The 19,902-nt window shown below is 65.2% G+C and carries 22 protein-coding genes; 17 read left to right on the top strand and 5 right to left on the bottom strand.

The window, feature by feature from the left end; translation table 11 throughout:
• The first annotated feature begins 171 nt into the window (after nt 1-171).
• From BM154_RS19010 to BM154_RS19020, 3 genes are all read left to right on the top strand, one after another.
• The gene (locus BM154_RS19010) at nt 172-1,548 is read left to right on the top strand and encodes an aspartate aminotransferase family protein (RefSeq protein WP_074887830.1); all 1,377 of its coding nucleotides are present in this window, start codon (nt 172-174) and stop codon (nt 1,546-1,548) included.
• A 27-nt stretch (nt 1,549-1,575) separates the two neighbouring features.
• Nucleotides 1,576-3,030 carry an aldehyde dehydrogenase family protein gene (locus tag BM154_RS19015; protein ID WP_074887834.1) on the top strand — a complete coding sequence of 485 codons (1,455 nt, stop codon included), beginning with the start codon at nt 1,576-1,578 and terminating at the stop codon, nt 3,028-3,030.
• A gap of 83 nt (nt 3,031-3,113) precedes the next feature.
• Nucleotides 3,114-3,677 (top strand): cytochrome b, encoded by a 564-nt coding sequence (locus BM154_RS19020; RefSeq protein ID WP_074887837.1) that lies wholly within the window; start codon nt 3,114-3,116, stop codon nt 3,675-3,677.
• A 426-nt stretch (nt 3,678-4,103) separates the two neighbouring features.
• Here BM154_RS19020 and BM154_RS19025 read toward each other — a convergent pair whose 3' ends face one another.
• Entirely contained in the window at nt 4,104-5,438 is a 1,335-nt protein-coding gene (locus tag BM154_RS19025; protein WP_074887842.1) for an alginate export family protein, read from the bottom strand.
• Between the two features lie 243 nt (nt 5,439-5,681).
• Here BM154_RS19025 and BM154_RS19030 point away from each other — a divergent pair, with 243 nt between their 5' ends.
• From BM154_RS19030 to BM154_RS19085, 12 genes are read left to right on the top strand one after another with little or no spacing between them, the layout of a single operon-like run.
• Nucleotides 5,682-6,074, top strand: coding sequence for a DUF6152 family protein (locus BM154_RS19030; protein WP_074887845.1), 393 nt, complete (start codon nt 5,682-5,684; stop codon nt 6,072-6,074).
• Between the two features lie 57 nt (nt 6,075-6,131).
• On the top strand, nt 6,132-6,887 hold the full coding sequence (locus tag BM154_RS19035; RefSeq protein ID WP_074887848.1) for a hypothetical protein: 756 nt from the start codon (nt 6,132-6,134) through the stop codon (nt 6,885-6,887).
• A 38-nt stretch (nt 6,888-6,925) separates the two neighbouring features.
• The gene (locus BM154_RS19040; RefSeq protein ID WP_083414612.1) at nt 6,926-8,434 is read left to right on the top strand and encodes an alpha/beta hydrolase domain-containing protein; all 1,509 of its coding nucleotides are present in this window, start codon (nt 6,926-6,928) and stop codon (nt 8,432-8,434) included.
• A gap of 21 nt (nt 8,435-8,455) precedes the next feature.
• Nucleotides 8,456-8,944 carry a DUF6644 family protein gene (locus tag BM154_RS19045; protein WP_074887852.1) on the top strand — a complete coding sequence of 163 codons (489 nt, stop codon included), beginning with the start codon at nt 8,456-8,458 and terminating at the stop codon, nt 8,942-8,944.
• Nucleotides 8,945-8,972: 28 nt separating this feature from the next.
• Entirely contained in the window at nt 8,973-9,461 is a 489-nt protein-coding gene (locus tag BM154_RS19050; protein WP_074887856.1) for a DUF6644 family protein, read from the top strand.
• Nucleotides 9,461-10,192, top strand: coding sequence for a DUF6162 family protein (locus BM154_RS19055; RefSeq protein ID WP_074887858.1), 732 nt, complete (start codon nt 9,461-9,463; stop codon nt 10,190-10,192). Before BM154_RS19050 ends, BM154_RS19055 begins: the two co-directional genes overlap by 1 nt.
• Complete coding sequence (locus tag BM154_RS19060; RefSeq protein ID WP_074887862.1) at nt 10,189-11,121, top strand: metal ABC transporter solute-binding protein, Zn/Mn family; 933 nt, start codon at nt 10,189-10,191, stop codon at nt 11,119-11,121. Before BM154_RS19055 ends, BM154_RS19060 begins: the two co-directional genes overlap by 4 nt.
• The gene (locus BM154_RS19065) at nt 11,118-11,819 is read left to right on the top strand and encodes a metal ABC transporter ATP-binding protein (protein ID WP_074887866.1); all 702 of its coding nucleotides are present in this window, start codon (nt 11,118-11,120) and stop codon (nt 11,817-11,819) included. The genes BM154_RS19060 and BM154_RS19065 overlap by 4 nt, the downstream gene beginning before the upstream one ends.
• Nucleotides 11,812-12,717: a metal ABC transporter permease gene (locus BM154_RS19070; RefSeq protein ID WP_074887869.1), complete on the top strand. Its 906-nt coding sequence runs from the start codon at nt 11,812-11,814 to the stop codon at nt 12,715-12,717. Before BM154_RS19065 ends, BM154_RS19070 begins: the two co-directional genes overlap by 8 nt.
• A complete protein-coding gene (locus tag BM154_RS19075) occupies nt 12,714-13,712 on the top strand; it encodes a metal ABC transporter solute-binding protein, Zn/Mn family (RefSeq protein ID WP_074887872.1) in 999 nt (332 codons plus the stop codon). Before BM154_RS19070 ends, BM154_RS19075 begins: the two co-directional genes overlap by 4 nt.
• A gap of 18 nt (nt 13,713-13,730) precedes the next feature.
• A complete protein-coding gene (locus tag BM154_RS19080) occupies nt 13,731-14,054 on the top strand; it encodes a hypothetical protein (RefSeq protein WP_074887875.1) in 324 nt (107 codons plus the stop codon).
• A 7-nt stretch (nt 14,055-14,061) separates the two neighbouring features.
• Nucleotides 14,062-14,886, top strand: a complete 825-nt coding sequence (locus BM154_RS19085) for a DUF4198 domain-containing protein (RefSeq protein ID WP_074887878.1) — start codon at nt 14,062-14,064, stop codon at nt 14,884-14,886.
• A gap of 162 nt (nt 14,887-15,048) precedes the next feature.
• Here BM154_RS19085 and BM154_RS19090 read toward each other — a convergent pair whose 3' ends face one another.
• Nucleotides 15,049-16,395 (bottom strand): ATP-binding protein, encoded by a 1,347-nt coding sequence (locus tag BM154_RS19090; RefSeq protein WP_074887881.1) that lies wholly within the window; start codon nt 16,393-16,395, stop codon nt 15,049-15,051.
• Nucleotides 16,392-17,105: a response regulator gene (locus BM154_RS19095; protein WP_074887884.1), complete on the bottom strand. Its 714-nt coding sequence runs from the start codon at nt 17,103-17,105 to the stop codon at nt 16,392-16,394. Before BM154_RS19095 ends, BM154_RS19090 begins: the two co-directional genes overlap by 4 nt.
• A gap of 164 nt (nt 17,106-17,269) precedes the next feature.
• On the opposite strand from BM154_RS19095, the gene BM154_RS19100 reads away from it, so the two are divergent.
• Nucleotides 17,270-18,052: an MlaA family lipoprotein gene (locus BM154_RS19100; protein WP_074887887.1), complete on the top strand. Its 783-nt coding sequence runs from the start codon at nt 17,270-17,272 to the stop codon at nt 18,050-18,052.
• Nucleotides 18,042-18,278: a hypothetical protein gene (locus BM154_RS19105; protein WP_074887890.1), complete on the top strand. Its 237-nt coding sequence runs from the start codon at nt 18,042-18,044 to the stop codon at nt 18,276-18,278. The genes BM154_RS19100 and BM154_RS19105 overlap by 11 nt, the downstream gene beginning before the upstream one ends.
• A 65-nt stretch (nt 18,279-18,343) precedes the next feature.
• On the opposite strand, the gene BM154_RS19110 is transcribed toward BM154_RS19105, so the two are convergent.
• On the bottom strand, nt 18,344-19,114 hold the full coding sequence (locus BM154_RS19110) for an IucA/IucC family C-terminal-domain containing protein (RefSeq protein ID WP_074887893.1): 771 nt from the start codon (nt 19,112-19,114) through the stop codon (nt 18,344-18,346).
• Nucleotides 19,111-19,902 (bottom strand): ABC transporter ATP-binding protein, encoded by a 792-nt coding sequence (locus BM154_RS19115; protein WP_074887895.1) that lies wholly within the window; start codon nt 19,900-19,902, stop codon nt 19,111-19,113. Before BM154_RS19115 ends, BM154_RS19110 begins: the two co-directional genes overlap by 4 nt.

Below are 19,902 nucleotides of genomic sequence, written 5' to 3' on the forward strand. Positions count from 1 at the left end.
CAGCCTTGTTGTTTTCAGGCTGCCCTGGGGTGAGATAGTCGCACATGGCGCCTCGCTCGTGAACGGGACCTGCACCCGCCATGGGCTATCCAAGTGCCAATTTGGGATACCGGCTACGCACGTGCAGCGGAGATGATCGGCGCATCAGAACCGACACCCGTAGAGACCATCATGAGCGAAGCCATACTCGAAGCCCTGCATTTTGCCGATGCGCCACACATTCTCTCCAGCACCCTGCCCGGCCCGAAAACCAGCGAAGCCCTGGCCCTCTCGGCACGCACCGAATCAATGGCCCGGGGTGGCGGCCGCATGCCTATCGCCATGGACCGTGCATTCGGCGCGACCTTCAAGGATCCGGACGGCAACACCTACATCGACCTCTCCGCTGGCGTCGGCGTAAGCAGCGTCGGCCGTTGTCACCCCAAGGTGGTGGCGGCCATTCGTGAGCAGTCCGAAGTGCTGATGCATGCGCTGGAGATCAACAGCACCCGGCGTACCGAGCTGGCCGCCAAGCTCTCCGACGTTGCGCCACCCGGCCTGCGCGGCGACTGCGTGACCTTCTTCACGCAAAGTGGCAGCGACGCGCTGGAAGCGGCGATCAAGTTCGCCAAACGCATCACCGGGCGCCACCAGATCATCGCCTTCCACGGCGGCTACCACGGGGTATGGAACGCCTCGGGTGCGCTGACTACCGGCAACGCCTACCGCAAGGGCTACGGCGCGCAGATGGGCGGCGTGATTCATGCGCCCTATCCCTACGCCTACCGCTTCCCGTTCGACACCACCCACAAGAGCGCCGAGCAGATCGCCGGCGAGTACGTGGATTACCTGCTCAACACGCCCTATACCGCCGCCGACGACGTGGCTGCGGTGATCGTCGAGCCGGTGCAGGGTGAAGGTGGCTACGTGCCGCCCTCGCCCGAGTTCCTGCAGCTGCTGCGCAAGGCCTGCGACCGCAGCGGCGCCCTGCTGATCGTCGACGAAGTGCAGGCCGGCGCCGGGCGCACCGGCAAGATGTGGGCCGTCGAGCACTCGAGCGTCAAGCCGGACATGCTGACCTTCGGCAAGGGCATCGGCAGCGACCTGCCAATGGCCGGCCTGATGATGCGCTCGGACCTGGCGGCGCAGATCCCCGACGGCTCGATGCCCAACACCTTTGCCGCCAACTCGCTGTCCGCCGCTGTGGCGCTGACCAATATCGCCATCCTCCAGGACCCGGAGCTCGATCTGCTCAACCGTGCCCAGGTGCTGGGCCTGGAAGCCCAGGAGCGAATCCGCGGCTTCAACAGCCCGTTGGTGGGCGAGGTGCGCGGCCGCGGCCTGATGATCGGCATCGAACTGGTCGAGGACCCGGCCACCAAGGAGCCGCTGTCGCGCGACAAGATCGGCCAGCTGATGGGCTACCTGATGAACCACGGCGTGCTGATGATTCCCTGCGGGCGCTACAGCAACGTGATGCGTGTGATGCCATCGCTGACCATCTCCCGCGCGCTGTTCTTCAAGGCACTGGACATCTTCGGTGACGCCCTGGCGTCGCTCAAGGCTTAACCGACTCCCTCATTCGTGGATACGCACATGACTCAGCATCTGCAGCACTTCATCGCCGGCGCCGCCGCGGACTCGTCCGACGGCCGCCGCTTCGGCCTCGTAGACCCGGTGACCGAAAAGGTCTACGGCAGCTCCGCCCGCGGCACCCCCGAGGACGTCAACCGTGCCGTGGAAGCGGCGCGCAGCCAACTCGAAGGCGGCGCCTGGAGTCAGCTTTCCGGCTCCCAGCGCGCTCGCCTGCTGATCAAGCTGGCCGACCTCGTTGAACGCGACAGCGAACAGCTCGCCGACATGGACGCCAACGCCATCGGCCGCTCGCCGATGGAGCCGCGGCGCATGGACCTGCCCAACGTCCTCGCCAACCTGCGCGCCGCCGCTGGCTGGGCCAACCAGCTCGAAGGCCGCACCATTCCAAGCGGCGGCTATTTCGGCACCAAGACCCTCTCGTACACGGTGCGTGAACCGATCGGCGTGGTCGGCGCCATCGTGCCGTGGAACTCGCCGCTGATGATCACCGTGTGGAAACTGGCCGCCCTGCTGGCCGCTGGCTGCACCGTGGTGGTCAAACCGTCCGAAGAAACCCCGCAGTCGGCCCTGCACCTGGCCGCCCTGGCCAAGGAAGCGGGCTTCCCCGACGGCGTGATCAACATCGTCACCGGTTTTGGCGCCGAGGTGGGCCGCGCTCTGTGCGAACACCCGGACATCGCCAAGATCAGCTTCACCGGCAGCCCCGAAGCGGGTCGCGAGATCCAGCGCACCGCCGGCGTGCTGTTCAAGCGCGTAGCCCTGGAGCTGGGCGGCAAGAGCCCGCAGATCGTCTTCGATGATGCGTCTTTCGAAGACGCCCTGTTCGGCTGCTCGCTCGGCCTGTTCGCCAACCAGGGCCAGGTTTGCGCAGCTGGCTCGCGGATTCTGGTGCAGCGCGGCGTGGCCGAGCGTTTCGCCGCGGCATTGGCACAGGCGGCCAGTGCGGTGAAGGTCGGCGACCCGCGCCAGCCCGACACCCAGATGGGCCCGGTGGCCAAGAAGGCGCAGTTCGACCGCGTCAACCGTTACATCCAGCTGGGCATCGACCAGGGCGCGACGCTGCTGGCCGGCGGCGTGTCGAACCCCGACAAGGGCTTCTTCGTGCGCCCGACCATTTTCGCCAACGCCCGCAATGACATGGCCATCGCCCGCGACGAAATCTTCGGCCCGGTCGGCACGGTGATCACCTTCGACACTGAAGAAGAAGCCATCGCCCTGGCCAACGATTCCAGCTACGGCCTGGCGGCCACCGTCTGGACCACCAACCTGGCCCGCGCGCACCGCGTGGCGGCGGCCCTGAAAACCGGCGCTGTGGGCGTCAACTGCTGGAGCCCGCTGGATGCCAACCTGCCCTGGGGCGGCGTGAAGACCAGCGGTATCGGGCGCGAGGGCGGCTTTGGCGGCGCGCTCGCCTACACCGAGGAGAAGGTGGTCACCGTATTGCTGCCCAGCTGACCCCACCGCAGGTGTGATCGCCCCCTTCAGCTGAGGGCGGCGAGCGCACTGGCAGTTCCCTGATGAGAATAAAAGAGACCGTCATGAATACGATTGGAAAACAACCCACTGACCGCTATCCCAGGTCACTGATTGCGCTGCACTGGGTACGCGCGGTGCTGATCATCGGCCTGCTTTGGGCCGGCTGGCACATGACCGGGATGAGCGACGACGAGGAAAGCAAGTTCGTACTCTATTACCCCTGGCACAAATCCTTCGGTGTGCTGGCCTTTCTGGTGGTGCTGATTCAGATCGCCATTCGCCTGAAGACCCCGGTGCTGCCGAAACCACCGCTGAGCCTGGCCAGCCACGAGCGTGTTCTCGCGCAGCTGGTGCAGCGCTCGATGTACGTGCTGCTGGTGCTGGTACCGCTGATGGGTTACTCGATGTCGAGCACCTACACCATGAGCGATGGCGTGTACTTCTTCGGCATCAACCTGCCGGAGCTGCTGGCCAAGAACGACGACTGGTTCGTGGTCTTCCAGTGGCTGCACAAGGTGCTGGCCTACACCCTGCTCGCCCTGATCGTGGTGCACCTGGTCGGCTCGCTGAAGCACCGCTTCTTCGACAAGGACAAGCGCAACGATGTACTGAAACGCATGCTGTAAAGGCCGGTAATCCTACTGAAAAACAAGCGCCACCTCAGGGTGGCGCTTGTTTTTGCGGGCTGAAAACCCTTCGAACCTGTTCGCGATCTTTATGAGCATGAAGCGGCAGCTACAAGGCAAAAGCGGACGGTGGGCGGAGCTTTTGTGGGAGAGGCCGGGCGGCGGCTTTAGCCTCGATTTTGCCTGCCTAGGCGTAAAGAGCTCGGGGTTAAAGCCCCTCCCACGAGGTCGCGAACGGCCGCTTGCCCGGCAAAGGCAGCCGTCAATGATCCATTGTGGGAGCGGGCCATGCCCGCGAAAAATCGCGGGCATGGCCCGCTCCCACAGATAATCACCAGCCACCCTGGCCGCCATCGCCACTTAGCTGCCAAAGTCGACGAGCCTGTACTGAAAAATCATGAACAGGTTGTTACCGATAGCGTTGAGTCAGAACTCCATCCACACGATGAACTGCATGTAGGTGTTGGTGCCCGGGCCACTCTGCAGCCCACCGGTTTCCCGCCATTTGTCAGGCTTGTAGAAACCCACCAGCGGCGAGAGGGTGATGTTGTCGGTCACCATCCAGTCCAGGAACAGATCGATCTCCTGCGCGCTGTAATCCTGCTCGTCGCGCCGCGACAGCTGGTGGAAGTTGAAATACATGGCATTGAGGGTCAGTTTTTCCGTTGGCTGTACGGAAAACTGCACATCGTTGATGCGCATGTTCGAGGTGACCGAGCCCGCGTAGTTCACCCCCACTTCGCCCTGCAGGCGCTTGCGATAGCCGCCCTGGAACAGAAAGTCCCAGCCTTCGGAATAACGCGAGAAGCGGTAGCTCACCGCAGGCTTCCAGCGCACGTCGTTGAAGGTGTAACCGGCATCGAAGAACATCGCCCGTTGCGAGCCCGAGCGTTTTTCCTGGCGGGCCACCTCGAACGCGAAGTCGGCGTTCTCGATACCCGCGTCGCCCTGGCCACGGATGCTGTAGACATCCATGCCCTCGCGCTCCATGCGGTCACCGAAAGCGTAGTGCTCATCGACATGCAGACCGTGGATGTAGGTCGAGCCGATCGAGCCGAATGCCGTGGTGTAGTCGACGGTGGCGGCGGCGACTTCGGTCTTGGACTGCCCCGGGCTGTCGATCTTCAGCCACATCATGCTGCCATGCAGGCCTTCGGTGCCGCCCAGTTTGAGCACCGCCGAGCTGCCGAACGCCAGGCGCGGGCCCAGGTAGAACGCACCGCCGCGGTCGAAACGGCCGTCGGACACGCCTTCGATGGGGTTGAAGGCGCGGCCGGGCGAGAAGCCGTCATCGGTGATCAGAAAGCCGTCCAGCGTGACGATCTGCCGGCCGAAGGAAAAATCCACACCATCGGTGCCCAGGGCCGGGAACATGTCGGCGGATTTCCAGCCCAGATAGGCATCCTCCAGCGAGGTTCTGCGTTCTTCGCCATTGGTAAGGCCGCCCGGATCGCCATCCCCGAACGATCCCGAACTGATCATGCTCAGGCCGCCGTATAGCGAGCCGGCTGCAATCTTGTCGGTGGCGCCGCTCAGGCCGTACTTGATGAAACCTTCCTGCCAGTGCATTCGCCCCGGCTCACGCTCGGGATCCCCCAGGTAATTCTTGTTGGCGGTGTACCAGCCGACTCCCGCCCAAAGGTCGGCGTTCAGCACGGTAGCGCCGTCGTTCTCGTTGTACAGCTCATAGGCACGGGCCTGCAAGCCGACCGTACAGAGTGCGACCAGTGACAAGACCGGGGCATAGCTGTGGGTGCGCATGACGTCTCTCCTGTTGTTGTTATTGATGAGGCGAGCCGCGAGTGTTTTCCCCTGAACCCCGGCAGCGGTATCCCAAATCAGCAACGAACGACGCCGCACTCACGGGTGTTTCTTTATTGCTTGGCTACCTGCGCCAAAAAACAGCATCCCCCGGTCATTCACTGCCATTTTGGGATAAGGGCCGACAGGTGCACGGCCCTATGCTCGGCCTCATAAGAACAAATAAGAACCGAGGTACCTGTCATGACGCTCATGTCGTTCCCCCCGCTTTTCCGTCAGCGACGCTGGCTGCTCGCAGCCCTCGTCACCTGCGCACTCCCCGGTGTGGTCAGCGCCCACCACTCATTCGCCATTTTCGATCAGACCAAGACGGTCACCATCAAGGGCGTGGTTTCGCGTTTCGCCTGGACCAACCCCCACGTCGCCATCTACGTCGACGCCCCCGGCCCACCCGAGCAGCAATTCAAGATCGAGACCGGCAGCGTCAACGCGCTCAAACGCACGGGCTGGAAAGCCAATGTGATCAAGGCGGGCGACGAGGCCGAGGTGACCTTCAAGCCGCTGAAGAACGGCGAGCCTGGTGGCCTGCTGGTCGAGATCAAGATTGGCGACACGGTGCTCACCGGTGGCGGCTGACCGCTGCTGCCGCGCTGCAACCCGACCGCACTGAATCCCCAGGCTGGAGACACCTGCATGAAACCGACACGACACCTGACCCCGGTAGCGTTGCTGCTGGGCGCCCTTTGCCTGGCCCTGGCCGCCACCAGCGGCGCAGCCGAAATCGCCGCGCGAAAGCCGAACATCAGCGGCACCTGGGAACGCACCCCGGATGACTGGTTTGGCGAAGACCCGGATGACCCGGTACTGCCAGGTGGGCCGATACCGCTCAAGGAGCCGTACGCCAGCCAGTACAGCGAGCTGAAGAAAAAGCAGGCCGAGGCCAACGAGGCCGGCACGCCACTGGCCACCACCAGTGCCAAGTGCTTGCCGGAGGGCATGCCGACGCTGATGGCGGCGCTGTTTCCGATCCAGATCATTTATGACGACAACAACGTGATCGTGCTCGGCGAATACCTGCAGCAGGTGCGCCGCATCATCCTCAACGAAGCGCTGCCGCCGCTGGACGAACTCGACCCGGTCTATCAGGGCCACTCACGTGGGCGCTGGCAAGGCGACACCCTGGTGGTGGAAACCCGCGCCATTCGCACCGACGTGACCTTCTACGACGTGCCCCACAGCGAAGGCGTGAAGATCACCGAGCGCATCCGCCTGACGGCACCTGATCACCTGCAGAACCGCGTGACCATCGAAGATCCGCAGATCCTCACCAAACCCTATGAATTCACCTTCGAATACAAGCGCTCGGACTACCGCATCGAGGAATACGTCTGCGAGAACAACCAGATAGTCATCGACAGCGAAGGCAAGGCCACCCTTAAAACGGACTGAGTGACACCCACTGTCGACCATCATCAGGAGAGGATCGGATGCAACGCCCAATAACAATCAGCATCCTGCACGCCGCCATGCATGGCGCACTGTTGACGCTGGCCCTGGCTCCCACCGCCTTCGCCGAGGTGCCACGCCTGCCCACCGCCGTGGCGGTGCCGGACTCCGGCAAGCCGCCGCTGTCGTCGGCGACCTATCGGGGTACCGAGTACGCCGACCTCAAGGGCAGCGGCTACCTCGAGCAGGAGTTCTACCTGCAAGGCGTTGCGCCGGCGATCACCGCGGCCGGGCAAACCCTGCTCGAAGCGCCCTATACCACCCGCATGCTGGTGCGCAAACCTGCCGACCCGGCGCGTTTCAACGGTACGGTGATCATCGAGCCGTTCAGCTGGTTTGGCGAGCGCGCCGCGGGCTGGATTCTCACTCGCGACTACCTGCTGCGTCATGGTTATGCCTACGTCGGCTACACGCTGAACATCAACAAGCCTGAGGTGGATCCCAAGTTCATCGCCGCTGACCCGGCCGTCGAAGCGGATGGCATTGCCCAGTACGGCAAGATCGTCAACTTCGACTTCATGCGCCGTTTCGACTACGCCCGTTACGCGCCTCTGGGCAGCTACTACGATGCCAGACGCTTCACCCGCGGCGACGCGCCGGATCCCTTCGTGCCGCAATCCCAGGGCATCGGTGCGCAACTGGCGCTGCTGCTCAAGAGCGCGACGCCGGGCGGCCCGCTGGCCGGGCTGGACGTCAAGCGGGTGTACGTCAACAGCTGGGCGGTGACCGCCCAGGTGTGGATGGACTACCTCGACCAGGGCCGCCACCAGCAGTGGCGCATGCCCGACGGCAAACCGCTGATCGATGCCTACATGACCGGCCGCATGGCCTATGGCGAAGTCGGCGGCGATGTCATCCGCGTGCCGCGCAGGATGCCGGGCGACGCGCCCTTCGTAACCGTCTACAGCCAGTCCGAGCTGATGCACGACGTACTCGAAGGCATCGCGCTGCCCGCCGATACCGACACCCCCAAGCTTCGCTACTACGAAGTGATCGGCATGCCACACCTGCGCCTGGCCGACCTCGGTACCCAGCACAGCGAGCGCCTCGCCGCCGATGTCGGCAAGGGCAATGACCCGCGCTGCCAGACGCTCTACGACGAGCCTGCCGAGCTGGTCATCGCGGCGCTGCTCGACGGCATGGACCGCTGGGTACGTGACGGCACGCCCATGCCCAAGGCCCCGCGCGTGCCGCGCCAGGGCAACAGCGCGGTGCGCGACGCCGCTACCGGCAACCTGCTGGGCGGTGTGCGCCCGCCGTGGATCCAGGCGCCGAGCGCCACCTACCTCACCGATCAGGAAACCGCCTGCGGGCTGATCTACGACACCAAGGTGGCCTACTCGCGGGACGAGTTGCGCAGGCGTTACGGCAGCTACGCGCAGTACCAGAAGGCCTTCGAGGACGCCAAGGCCCGCTCGGTGCGCGAAGGCTATCTGCTGCCCGAGGACGCCAAGGGCCTGCACCCCATCGCCAAACCCCAAGACTTCTAACCCGTTTCAGGGAGACAACCGATGTCAGCGGAATTCATTGCCTGGCTCTACGCGTCAGCGCTGAGCACCACCATCCGGGACATGCTCTGGGTGGTGCCCACCGTGCAGAGCGTACACATCATCGCCATCGCCGCGCTCTTTGGTTCCGCGGTGATTTCCGACCTGCGCCTGGCCGGCGTGCTGGCCGTCGATCGCCCGACTCGCGAGGTGATAGGCCGTTACTACCCGTGGATGCGCAACGCGCTGCTGGTACTGCTGGCCACCGGCCTGGTCATGATCATCGGCGAGCCGGACCGGGTACTCGTCAACTCGACCTTCTGGCTGAAGATGGCCCTGGTGATCGGTGCCTTCGCGGTGACCTGGAGCATCCGCCGACCGCTGCTCAAACCGGCTGTCGGCGGGCCGCAAAGCGATGCCAGTCATCCCGGCATCAAGCTGCTGGCCTGGCTGTCGATCGCGCTGTGGTGCGTGGTGATCTTCTGCGGTCGCTGGATCGCCTACTCGATCTAATTCATTCCAACGCTCTCAGGTAGCCGTCATGGATATCCAATCACTGCTGCAAACCCTGCAGGACACCACCCTCGCCACGCTGATCCGCGAGTCCGATTCGGGCTTTCCAGCCCTGGAGTCGCTGCACGTCATCGGCATCGCCCTGGTGCTGGGCAGCATTGTCGTGGTCGACCTGCGCCTGCTCGGCATCGCCGCTCACCGCCCTGGCGCGCTGCGGCTGATCAAGGAACTGCTGCCCTTTACCTGGGTGGCCTTCGTGACGTGCGTGGTGACCGGCGTGCTGATGTTCATGGCCAACGCCACCACCTACGCGCAAAACCCCATGTTTCTGGGCAAGATGGGCCTGCTGGCCCTGGCGGGCCTCAACATGGCGATCTTCCACCTGGGTGCCTTTCGCCGCATCCACGAGTGGGACACCAACCTGCCACCGCCGACCCAGGCGCGCATCGCCGGCTTCAGTTCGCTGGCGCTGTGGATTGGGGTGATCTTTCTCGGCCGCTGGATCGCGTTCGTCTGATGGCCAGCCAGGCGCTGCACGACCTCGATGCCGACCTGAGCGCTGGCAAGCCCGGCAAGGTGGTGAGGCCGGCCTCCGGGCGCTGGGAATCAGTCGCCATGCTGCTGTTGACCCTGAGCGTGATCGCTTGCCTGGCGGGCTACCTGCTGCTGCGCCCGCAGCAGGTCGGCCCGCCCGCGGCATTGAGCTGGCAGGTGCGCTCGTTCGACGGCTTGAATGCGGTCGACCAGGCCATTCACAGCGCCTTGCTGCCGGCTGGCGAGGAAATCATCTGGAACAACAACGACACCGGCGGCTGGATCACCCTGGAGCACGCCCAGAAGATCGTTCTGCCGCCCTTCTACCGTGACGCGTTCTGGAAGAACAACGGTGAAGTGCACTGGCAGCTGATTCTGCCCGGCAGCCACCAGGCCCATGCGCGCAGCGGTGATGCAGCTGCGCCGGCGCCTAGCCCCAGCGAGGTTTCCCAGGCCACCCAGGGCCAGGGCGCCGCCGTGTACTACGGCTCGGGCGGTCGCCTGCCAGGCCAGAGCGCCTACCTGCTGGTCATCGGCCATGCCCACGCCGGGGTGATGTGGGCCAACCAGGCGACCATCTGGGTGCACCGCGACCCGAATGCGCCCTACCCCGGCATCGTCAAGCCCGAATCGCTGGTGGGCAAAGGCTGGCGCCAGGTCATCGCCTACGACGGCAACAGTGAAATCGAACGTGTGAAAGGAACCCAGCCATGACTGTTTCAGCAACACATAGGCCGCGGCTGCGCAGCTATCTCGCCCTGCTGGTACTGATTCCCGCACTGGTCCTGGCCGGCCACGCGCAGGCGGCCGCGAAGAAACTCAAGATCGGTGTGACGCTGCACCCCTACTACAGTTTCGTCGCCAATATCGTCGGCGACCGCGCCGAGGTGGTGGCGCTGATTCCGGGTGAAGCCAACCCGCACAACTATCAGCCGCAGCCTGCCGATATCACCCGCGCGATGACCCTCGATGCCCTGGTGGTCAACGGCATCGGTCACGACGAGTGGGCCGGGGCCATCGTCAAGGCGGCCGGGCGCAGCGCGAACCTGCCGATCATCCAGGCCAACGCCTCGGTCGCGCTGATTCCCATCGGCGGTGATCAGAGCGGCGCCAAGGTGGTCAACCCGCATACCTTCGTCTCCACCACGGCGGCGATCCAGCAGGTCTTCGAAATCACCCGCCGCCTTGGCGAGCTGGACCCGGACAACGCCGCCACCTACCGGCGCAACGCCATGGCCTACGCCGGGCGTATCCGCGCGCTGCGTGCCCAGTTCATGAACCGCCTTGCCGGGCTGGACCTGTCCACATTTCGCTGCGCCACCACCCACGCAGGCTACGACTACCTGATGCAGGAGTTCGGCCTGTTCGTCAGTGCGGTCATCGAGCCACGCCACGGCGTTGCGCCCACCGCACGGCAACTGGCCAACACCATCGAAGCCATCAAGAAGGCCAAGGTGCGGGTGCTGTTCGCCGAGAAGACCTTTTCCCTCGATCTGGCCAAGCCCATCGAGGCCGCCACCGGCGTGAAGGTGTTCGCCCTCTCCCACATCACCGGCGGCACCTACAGCGCCGATGAGTTCGAAATGGCCATGGCCGAGAACCTCGAAACCCTCGCCGAAGCCGTCGAGTACACCCAGCAATGAGCAAGGAAAACAGCATGCGCGGCCCGGCCCTGGTGTTCGACAACGTATCCCTGAAGCTGGGCGGCACCCATGTACTGGACGCGGTGAGTTTCCAGGTCGGGGCCGGTGCGCTGCACTGCCTGGTCGGCCCCAATGGCGGCGGCAAGACCTCGCTGGTGCGGGCCCTGCTGGGGCAGATGCCGCATACGGGCAACATCCGCCTCGATGGCGAGCCCAGCCGCCCGGTGGGCTACGTGCCGCAACTGGCCGACTTCGACCGTAACGTACCGATGACCGTCTATGACGTGATGGCGTTGCTCGGCCAGCGCCGGCCAGCTTTCCTCGGTTCCAGCCGGGCGGCCAGGGCGGCCAATGCCGAAGCGCTGCAGCGCACCGGTGTGGCGGGCATGGGCCACAAGCCGTTTGGCAGCCTGTCTGGCGGCCAGCGCCAGCGCGTGTTGCTCGCCCAGGCCATCAGCCCGTTGCCGCGCCTGCTGATTCTCGATGAACCCACCGCTGGGATCGACAAGCCAGGGCTGCAACTGGTGGAGCGACTGGTGCAAGAGCTGCACGACAGTGGCGTGACCATCCTGTGGATCAACCACGACCTCGAGCAAGTACGGCGTATCGCCCAGTCGGTGACCGTTCTGAACCAGCGTGTGCTGTTCCACGGTGCCACGCAGAAACTGCCGATGAGCTGGAGTACCGCTGATGAATGATCTGTACAGCTGGATACGCGACCACCTGCAGGCGCTGGCCGCCAGCCAGGTGCTGCCGCAGCCGTTCGAATACGAGTTCGTCATCAACGCCCTGCTCTGCGCCTTGCTGATCGGCCCGCTGCTCGGCGTACTGGGCTCGATGGTGATGATCAAGCGCATGGCGTTCTTCAGCCAGTCGGTCGGCAATGCGGCGATGACCGGCGTGGCCATCGGCGTGCTGGTCGGCGAGTCCTATACCTCGCCTTACCTGTCGATGTTCGGCTTCTGCCTGTTGTTCGCCCTCACGCTGAAGTACACCCAGCACCGCACCACGCTGCCCAACGACACGCTGATCGGCGTGTTCCTGTCCATTTCCCTGGCGGTCGGTGCCTCGCTGCTGCTGTTCGTCTCGGCGAAGATCAACACCCACGTGATGGAGAGCGTGCTGTTCGGCTCCATTCTGGCGGTGGATCACACCGACATGAACGTGCTGCTGGGCGTCAGCGCCCTGTGCGCACTCATCGGCCTGCCACTGTACAACGCCATGCTGCTGGCCAGTCTCAACCCCAGCCTGGCCCATGCGCGTGGCGTGCCGGTGCGGGTCGTCGAATACCTGTTCGTGGTGCTGGTGACCCTGGTGACGGTGGCCTGCCTGAAGATCATCGGCGCGGTGCTGGTCGAGGCACTGCTGCTGATCCCGGCCGCAGCCGCACGCAACATCAGCCGCTCGTTGCCGGTGCTGGTCACCCTTGCCGCGCTGATCGCCACCTTCTCCTGCGTGGTCGGCATCCTGGTGCCCATGCAGTTCTACATACCGGTGCCTACCGGCGGCGCGATCGTGATCGCCGCCGCCCTGGTGTTCGTGCTGACCACCATCATCCGCACCAGTACCGCCCGCTTCAGGGGAGCCAGCGTATGAGCCTGACGGTATTTTCAGCGCCATTGCGTGCCGTGCGCTGGCTGTGTGTGGCCCTGCTGCTGGGCGCGACAACGGGCGTGCTGGCGGACACCGCGCAGCCGCGGGTGCTGGTTGCCCTGCCGGCGCTGCATGCACTGGCCGCGAGCCTTTGCAAGGGCACCCGCATCACGGCCGTGCGCATTCCGGCAGACGCTGCGGTGCCCATGCAAAGCCAGGCCAATGCCCTGTTGCGCCTGGATCCTGGCGTGTTCCAGCAGGCCGATGCGGTGATCACCCTGAGCAGCCTGTGGCGCGCCGACCCGCTGTTCGCCACCGCGCGCCGGCACAACCTGCGTATCGTCGAGATCGACGCATCGCGCTCCTGGGATCCGGTCAAGCCGGGTGTGGCGGTAACCCAAGCCCCGGGCAACGACGTGCCGTGGGCCGGGGCTGACGATCAGCCCGGCGCAGAGCCGTCGCCCTATGCCTGGCTCGGCGCGATCAACGCCATGCGCATGGCGGCAATCATCGCTGCCGACCTGGCGCGCCTGTCGCCCGAGGATGTGCCGCGAATCGCCCGTAACCTCAGCACCCTGGAGAACCGTTTACGGCAGCTCAAGGCCGACTACGGCCCGCGCCTGGCGCAGATCCCGGACCTGCGCGTGCTGTCGCTGGCCAGCGAGTTCGTCTACCTGTTCGGCGAGTTCGATATCTTCGTCGACGGCTGGTTCGTGCGCCAGGACATCGACTGGAGCCCCGCCGACCGCGAGGCCCTGACCCATTACCTGCGCGAACGCGAGATCAAGGTGGTGGTGCACAAATGGGCGCCGGACGCTGCCATCGCCCAGGCCATCGAAGCCGGCGGCGCACGCCTGCTGATTCTCGATGCCGGCAACCCGGGCGTTCTCGCCGAGGCGGGCAAACCCTACGAAGACCTCTTGCGCGCCGACCTGGATGCCGTGCTGGCAGGCTTCGCCCCGTCGAGCCCGGCCACGCCTGCTGTTGATCACCCCTGACCGTGGAGACCCACACCCATGAAACGCTTCTGTTCTGTTGCTCGAACCGCGGTGCTGGGCACGCTTGTGCTCAGCCAGGCCGCACTTGCCCATGGCCCGGTATTCGACTGCTACCTCGAGCAGGACGACTGGGTGAAATGCGAAGCGGGCTTCACCGACGGCAGCTCGGCTGCCGGGCGCAAGGTGCATGTGCAGGACGCCAGCGGCAAGGTGCTGCTCGACGGCAGCGTCGGCGCGGACAGCACCTATGGCTTCAAGCCGCCTGCCGGTGATTACGCCGTGGTGTTTCTTGGCGGTGAAGGCCACGGCGTCACCATCCAGTCTTCCGACATCACGAGGTAATACCGCCATGACCCAACAAAGCAGACTGCTCCAGTTGCTCGCCGGCGCCGCCTTGAGCTGCACCGCCAGCGTCGCTCATGCACATTTCCAACTGCTCTATGTAAACGACACCGCGATGCACAAGGCCCAGGAACTGGAGATGGCGGCGGTATTCACCCACCCGTTCGACGGCGGCCCGACGATGGCCATGGGCAAGCCGCTGTCGTTCAGCCATATCAGTTCCCACAACGGCGAGAAAACCGACCTGTTGCGCTACCTTCGCCCGGTCGACTGGCAGAGCCGCGAGAACCAGGCCAGGGCATTCCGCGCCACCCTCCCCAAGGCGATGATGCGCGCCCTGGGCGACCATATTTTCGTCCTTGAGCCCGAGCCCTACCTGGAAACCGAAGAAGACCTGTACATCCAGCAGTTCACCAAGCTGATCGTCAATGTCGGTGGCGTGCCGGGCCAGTGGTCGGACGCCCAGGATCTGCCGGTCGACATCAAGCCGCTCAGCAAACCCTATGCGAACTGGACTGGCGGCGTGTTCCGTGCGCAGGTGCTGGCCGATGGCAAGCCGGTACCGTTCGCGCAGATCGAGGTCGAGTACCTCAACCACGGCGTCGAGCTCGACAAGAACGCCTTCAAGTCGGAGGGCGAAGTCAAATCGCCGCAACCCGCCTTCAATACCCTGAGCACCTACTCGGACGCCGAAGGCGTGGTGACCATCGGCCTGCCCCGCGCCGGCTGGTGGGGCATCGCCGCACTCGATATCGGCAGCACCAAGACCTACAAGGGCAAGGCGCTGTCGCAGGACGCCGTGCTGTGGATACAGGCCCGCGACATGCAGTGAGCCGAGCCCATCTGCCGGCCAGCGATGGGATGGATGGGCGGCGGTACTATGCCGGCCATCCGCTGCACCAGAGGCGCGGTGCATGGCGACTTTCGACGGCTTGCAGGGCCACGCCGCTGGCCTGCCAGATGGCCGAGCGCTCGGTTGAGGCCTCGGCAAGGTTCAGGCGAACGGCAATTCGATCCGCACTTCCAGGCCACCGCGCGAGCGATTGCGCAAGATCAGGCTGCCACCATGTTCCAGCACGATGGCGCGCGCGGCGGAGAGCCCCAGGCCAACGCCGCCGGTATGCTTGTTGCGCGAGCCCTCGATGCGGAAGAACGGCTTGAAGACCTCCTCCTGGTACACCGCGGCTATGCCCGGCCCACTGTCCAGCACGCGAATTGTCACGCCGCGGGCGCCCTGCTCCAGCGTCACGGCCGGTTCGTCGCCGTACTTGATGGCATTGTCGAGCAGGTTGGCGAGCAGGCGTTTGATACCGATCGGGCGACCGACGTACACCACCCGTGCCGGCGCGCTCAGCTGCACGTCGACGCCAGCATCGCGGTAGTCGTCCACCACGGTGTGCAGCAAACCACTCAGGTCGAAGGCCGTTGCCGCTTCGAGCCGCGCATCGTCGCGAAAGAACGCCAGGGCGCTGTTGACCATCGCCTGCATCTCATCCACGTCGCGAAACAGCTTGGCCTGCTGCTCCGGGTCGTCGATGAACTCACCGCGCAGGCGCATACGCGTCAGCGGTGTGCGCAGGTCGTGGGAAATCGCCGCGAGCATCTGCGTGCGGTCGTGGATGAAGTGCTGCAGCTGGGCCTGCATGGCGTTGAAGGCGACGATGGCCTGGCGCAGTTCCCGAGGCCCCTCGACAGCGATGGGCGGTGCGCGAAGATCACTGCCGAAGCGCCGTGCGCCGTGGGCGAAGCGCTCCAGCGGGGTGGCCAGGTGACGCGTGGCGATCAGGGCCACGGCAATGGTCGACAGTAGCACCAGGGCAATGACGACGAGGTTGCGTGGCAATTCGTCCAGCCCCCAATTGCGGGTCAGGGCCGAGAAGCGAACCCAGGAGCCGTCGCGTAGTTCGACCAGCAAGGCGTAGCCCGCCCCCGGATGGCCGGCCGGCCAATCGGCAGGTTCGTAGCCTTCGAGGCGTGCGCCGGGATTGCCGAGCTGCTGGCGCAAGTAGGCTTCACCGGAGCGGAAATCCGCATCGTCGTCGCCCCGCGGCAGCCCGGCATCCTCGTAGCGGCGCAGCCAGGTGGTGGTGTAGACCTCGTTGCTGGCCGAACGGGCGATGGCATCGCGCTGCTCGACCGGCGCGCCATCGATGATCCGGCTGATGCTGCCCAGGCTCTCCAGCAGCCCGGTTTCCAGCAAGGGCGGGCGCGCCCACACGCCGGCAAGCTTGCTCAGCGCCCAGGTGAGCAATAGCGCGGTGAGCATCGCCGTCAGCGTTGTCAGGGCGATCCAGCGCGCCACGGTGTCACGTCGGCCACCCAGCCTACGCCAGCTGTTCACCGTTTCACCAGTACGCTGGGGGTAAACAGGTAGCCGCTGTTGCGCACCGTACGGATCATCGGTGAACCGCTGACATCACCCTCCAGCTTGCGACGCAGGCGGCTGACCTGCACGTCGATACTGCGATCGAACGCCTCGAATGCCTCGCCCCGGGTCATGTCCAGCAACTGCTGACGGCTCAGCACCCGCCGGGGATGCTCGGCGAACACCAGCAGCAGCTCGAATTCGCCGCCGGACAGCGGAATCATTATCCGGTCCGGGGAGCGCAATTCACGGCGGGTGACGTCCAGCTGCCAGCCGGCGAACTCCAGGGTGGGCCGCGGTTTGTCATTGAGCACGCTGCTGACTTCCCCGGTGCGGCGCAATACCGCGCGTACCCTGGCCAGCAGCTCGCGGGCGTCGAAGGGCTTGGTGAGGTAATCATCGGCGCCAAGCTCCAGGCCCACCACACGGTCGCTGAGTTCGCCCATGGCGGTGAGCATGATCACCGCAACCGAGTGTTCGTTGCGCAGGCGTTGACAGAGCACCAGCCCACTCTCCCCCGGTAGCATGACGTCGAGGATGACCAGGTCGGGCTGCTGGCGCTGCATCGCCTGCCACAGGCTGGCGCCATCGGTCGCCACATCGACGCGATAGCCGTGCTGCTCGAGAAATTTCTTCAGCAGGGCAAGGACGTCGAGATCGTCGCCCACAAGCAATAGGTGGTTCACGCGCGGCTCACTGCGGGAGTTTCCGGAGCGGCTATCTAAAACCATTGGCGCGGGCGCGTCATATATTTCAATTCGGCAATAAAGCGACGCCTTGGCAACAGTGCGGACATCCACCGGAAAAAACTGAGAGGCAGCATCGGCGCAGTTTCCATAGAGGATCAGCCATGCCGACCATCGCTTTCGCTTGCCCCTTTGCCCGTACACTTTCGCTGGCTGCCGTCGTGGGCCTGGCCACGGGCTGTGCCAGCCCCACGCCCTCTTCCACCCAGCTTTGCCAGGGCCCCCTGGCAGCGCCCCATGACCCGGCCGAGCCGTTCAACCGCGGCATCTTCGCGTTCAACCGCAGCCTCGACGACTACCTGCTGGCCCCGGTAGCTCGCGGCTATCGGCACCTGCCCGGGTTCGTGCAGGGCGGCGTACATAACTTCGTGGCCAACTTCGGCGAGCCCAAGGTGTTCATCAACGACCTGCTGCAGGGCAACGGCCAGCGCTCGGTCACCACGGTCGGCCGCTTCGCGCTCAATACCACGGTTGGTATCGTCGGCCTGATCGACGTATCCGGGCGGCTCGGCATCGAACGCCACGAGGCGGACTTCGGCCAGACCTTCGGCGTATGGAATATCGCCAATGGGCCGATCGTCGAGCTACCGCTGCTGGGTACCGGCAACCTGCGCGACGCCACGGGCAAGGCGCTGAGCTTCGCGGTGTCGCCGTTCGGCAGCAGCAGCGACACGGTGGACACCCTGAGCACGCTCAATACCGTTGGCGGCATCGTCGATGGCCGGGCCGAGCTGCTGCCGCTGACCGACCAACTGCGCACGGAGCCTGACTACTACGCGGCGCTGCGTGATGCGGTGGCCGAACGGCGGGCGCACTTCGTCACCGAGGGCAAGCTCGGCGAACAGCTGGATCTGGCCCGGCACTGTGGAGGGAACGATGAACGCTGAAGAGGTGTTGGTGCTTCACCGGCGAATCAGAACCCCCGACCTGGCCACCCTGCATTGCCGGGAACTGGAGCTGCGCCTCGACGCCGATGGTCGTTATCTGGTGCTCAGCCGCTATGCCGAGCTGTACAGCGAGGATCGCTGCGTCTGGGGCAGCAGCCGCGATCACCGGGTGTCGCTGGTAAGGCTGCTGCGCTGGGTGGTCAGCCAAGAAAACCGGAGCGATTAGTCTGCCCCTGCGCAATTGCCTTGGCCGGTCTGAGCTGCCACGGCGCCCGGCCAACGACCACCCGGTTATCGCGGGGCCTTAGGGCGGATCAATGGGCAGGTGGAGCAATATTCCACCGGATCGCTGGCCTGGTAGTAGAAGCAGCAGGTGCGACGGAAGCGTATCGCCTTGGCACCATCGTCGAGCAGGGTCAGCGGCCGGTTGAAGTGCTGCAGCGGGTTGTAGTCGAGACCGAACAGGCTGCCGGGTGCATCGATGGTCAGCCAGCGAAAGTCCTCGGCGCAGCGCTGGCGCGTCGCAGCGCACTCCAGCTTGGCCAGGCGTCGCTCGTACAGCGAGTAGACGCGCACCGCGGTGTTCTCCCAGAGGATGCGCCGCGACACGCCGGTGAGCCGGTAGAAGCTCTCCCACAGCGGCTGCAGCAAGCCGGCGAACAGCCCGCCGGCCACCGCCTCGCGCCAGGCATCGCGCGCGCCGGGTTCGGGCCGGGAGACCGCCAGGCTGCGCAGCGGCAGCGACGAGGTCCACAGGCCGTCGTCGTGGCCGTACTCGATGAAGGTGTTGTCCAGCGACAGCTCAAGCCCCTTGTCGTAGGCAGACATGGCGTACAGGCAGGCGCCGGTGAGCAGGAAAGACTGACGTTTGCCCAGCAGCGAGGCGGTAATGCGCCGCGACGGCGAGAGAATCACCGGGCCGAGTTGATCCAGCAGCGCCATGCAGGTGGCTTCGTCGAGCAGCTCGGCGGCCGGTAGGCTGCGCTCAATATCCCGTTCGCTTTCACGGCGCAGGCGCAGCGCGCTGGAAAGGCTGGCCCACTCGGCGTCGCTGAAGCTCATCGTGGAATGTCCCGGCCGAACGGAATGCACAGCGGCGTGTGGAAGAACGGATCGGGGATGATCCGGCAATCCAGGTCGAACACCGTCTTGACCAGCTCTTCGCTGAGAATGTCCGCCGGTTTGCCCTGGGCATAGGCGGTGCGCTGGTGCACGGCGACCATGTGGTCGGCGTAGCGACAGGCCAGGTTGAGGTCGTGCAGGACCATGACGATGGTCTTGCCCTCCTGGCGATTGAGCTCGCGCAGCAGGTCCAGCACCTCGATCTGGTGGGCCAGGTCGAGAAAGGTGGTCGGCTCGTCGAGCAGCACCAGTTCGGTTTCCTGGGCCAGGGTCATGGCGATCCAGGCGCGCTGCCGCTGACCGCCGGACAGCGCATCGACCGGGCGGTCGGCCAGCTCATCGAGGCCGGTGCGGGTCAGCGCGCGGGCCACCACGGCTTCGTCCTCGGCTGACCACTGCTGCATCCAGCTCTGGTACGGGTAGCGCCCCAGGGCGACCAGCTGGCGCACGCTGATGCCCTCGGGCGCCACCGGCATCTGCGGCAGGATCGCCAGCTCCCGCGCCACGGTGGCGGTGGGTTTGCGCTGGATGTCGGCGCCATTGAGGATCACCGTGCCGGCCTGGGGCTTGAGCAGCCGGGCGAAGGCTTTCAGCAGCGTGCTCTTGCCACAGCCGTTGCTGCCGATCAGCACCGAGACCCGGCCGCGTGGCAGATCCAGGTCGAGGTTGTCGATGATCGTCTGGCGCTGGTAGGCCAGGGTCAGGTTGCGGCTGGCGATGGCGGTCAT

Origin of the sequence: Phytopseudomonas argentinensis (assembly GCF_900113905.1) — a bacterium.
In the GTDB taxonomy this organism is placed as follows: domain Bacteria; phylum Pseudomonadota; class Gammaproteobacteria; order Pseudomonadales; family Pseudomonadaceae; genus Aquipseudomonas; species Aquipseudomonas argentinensis.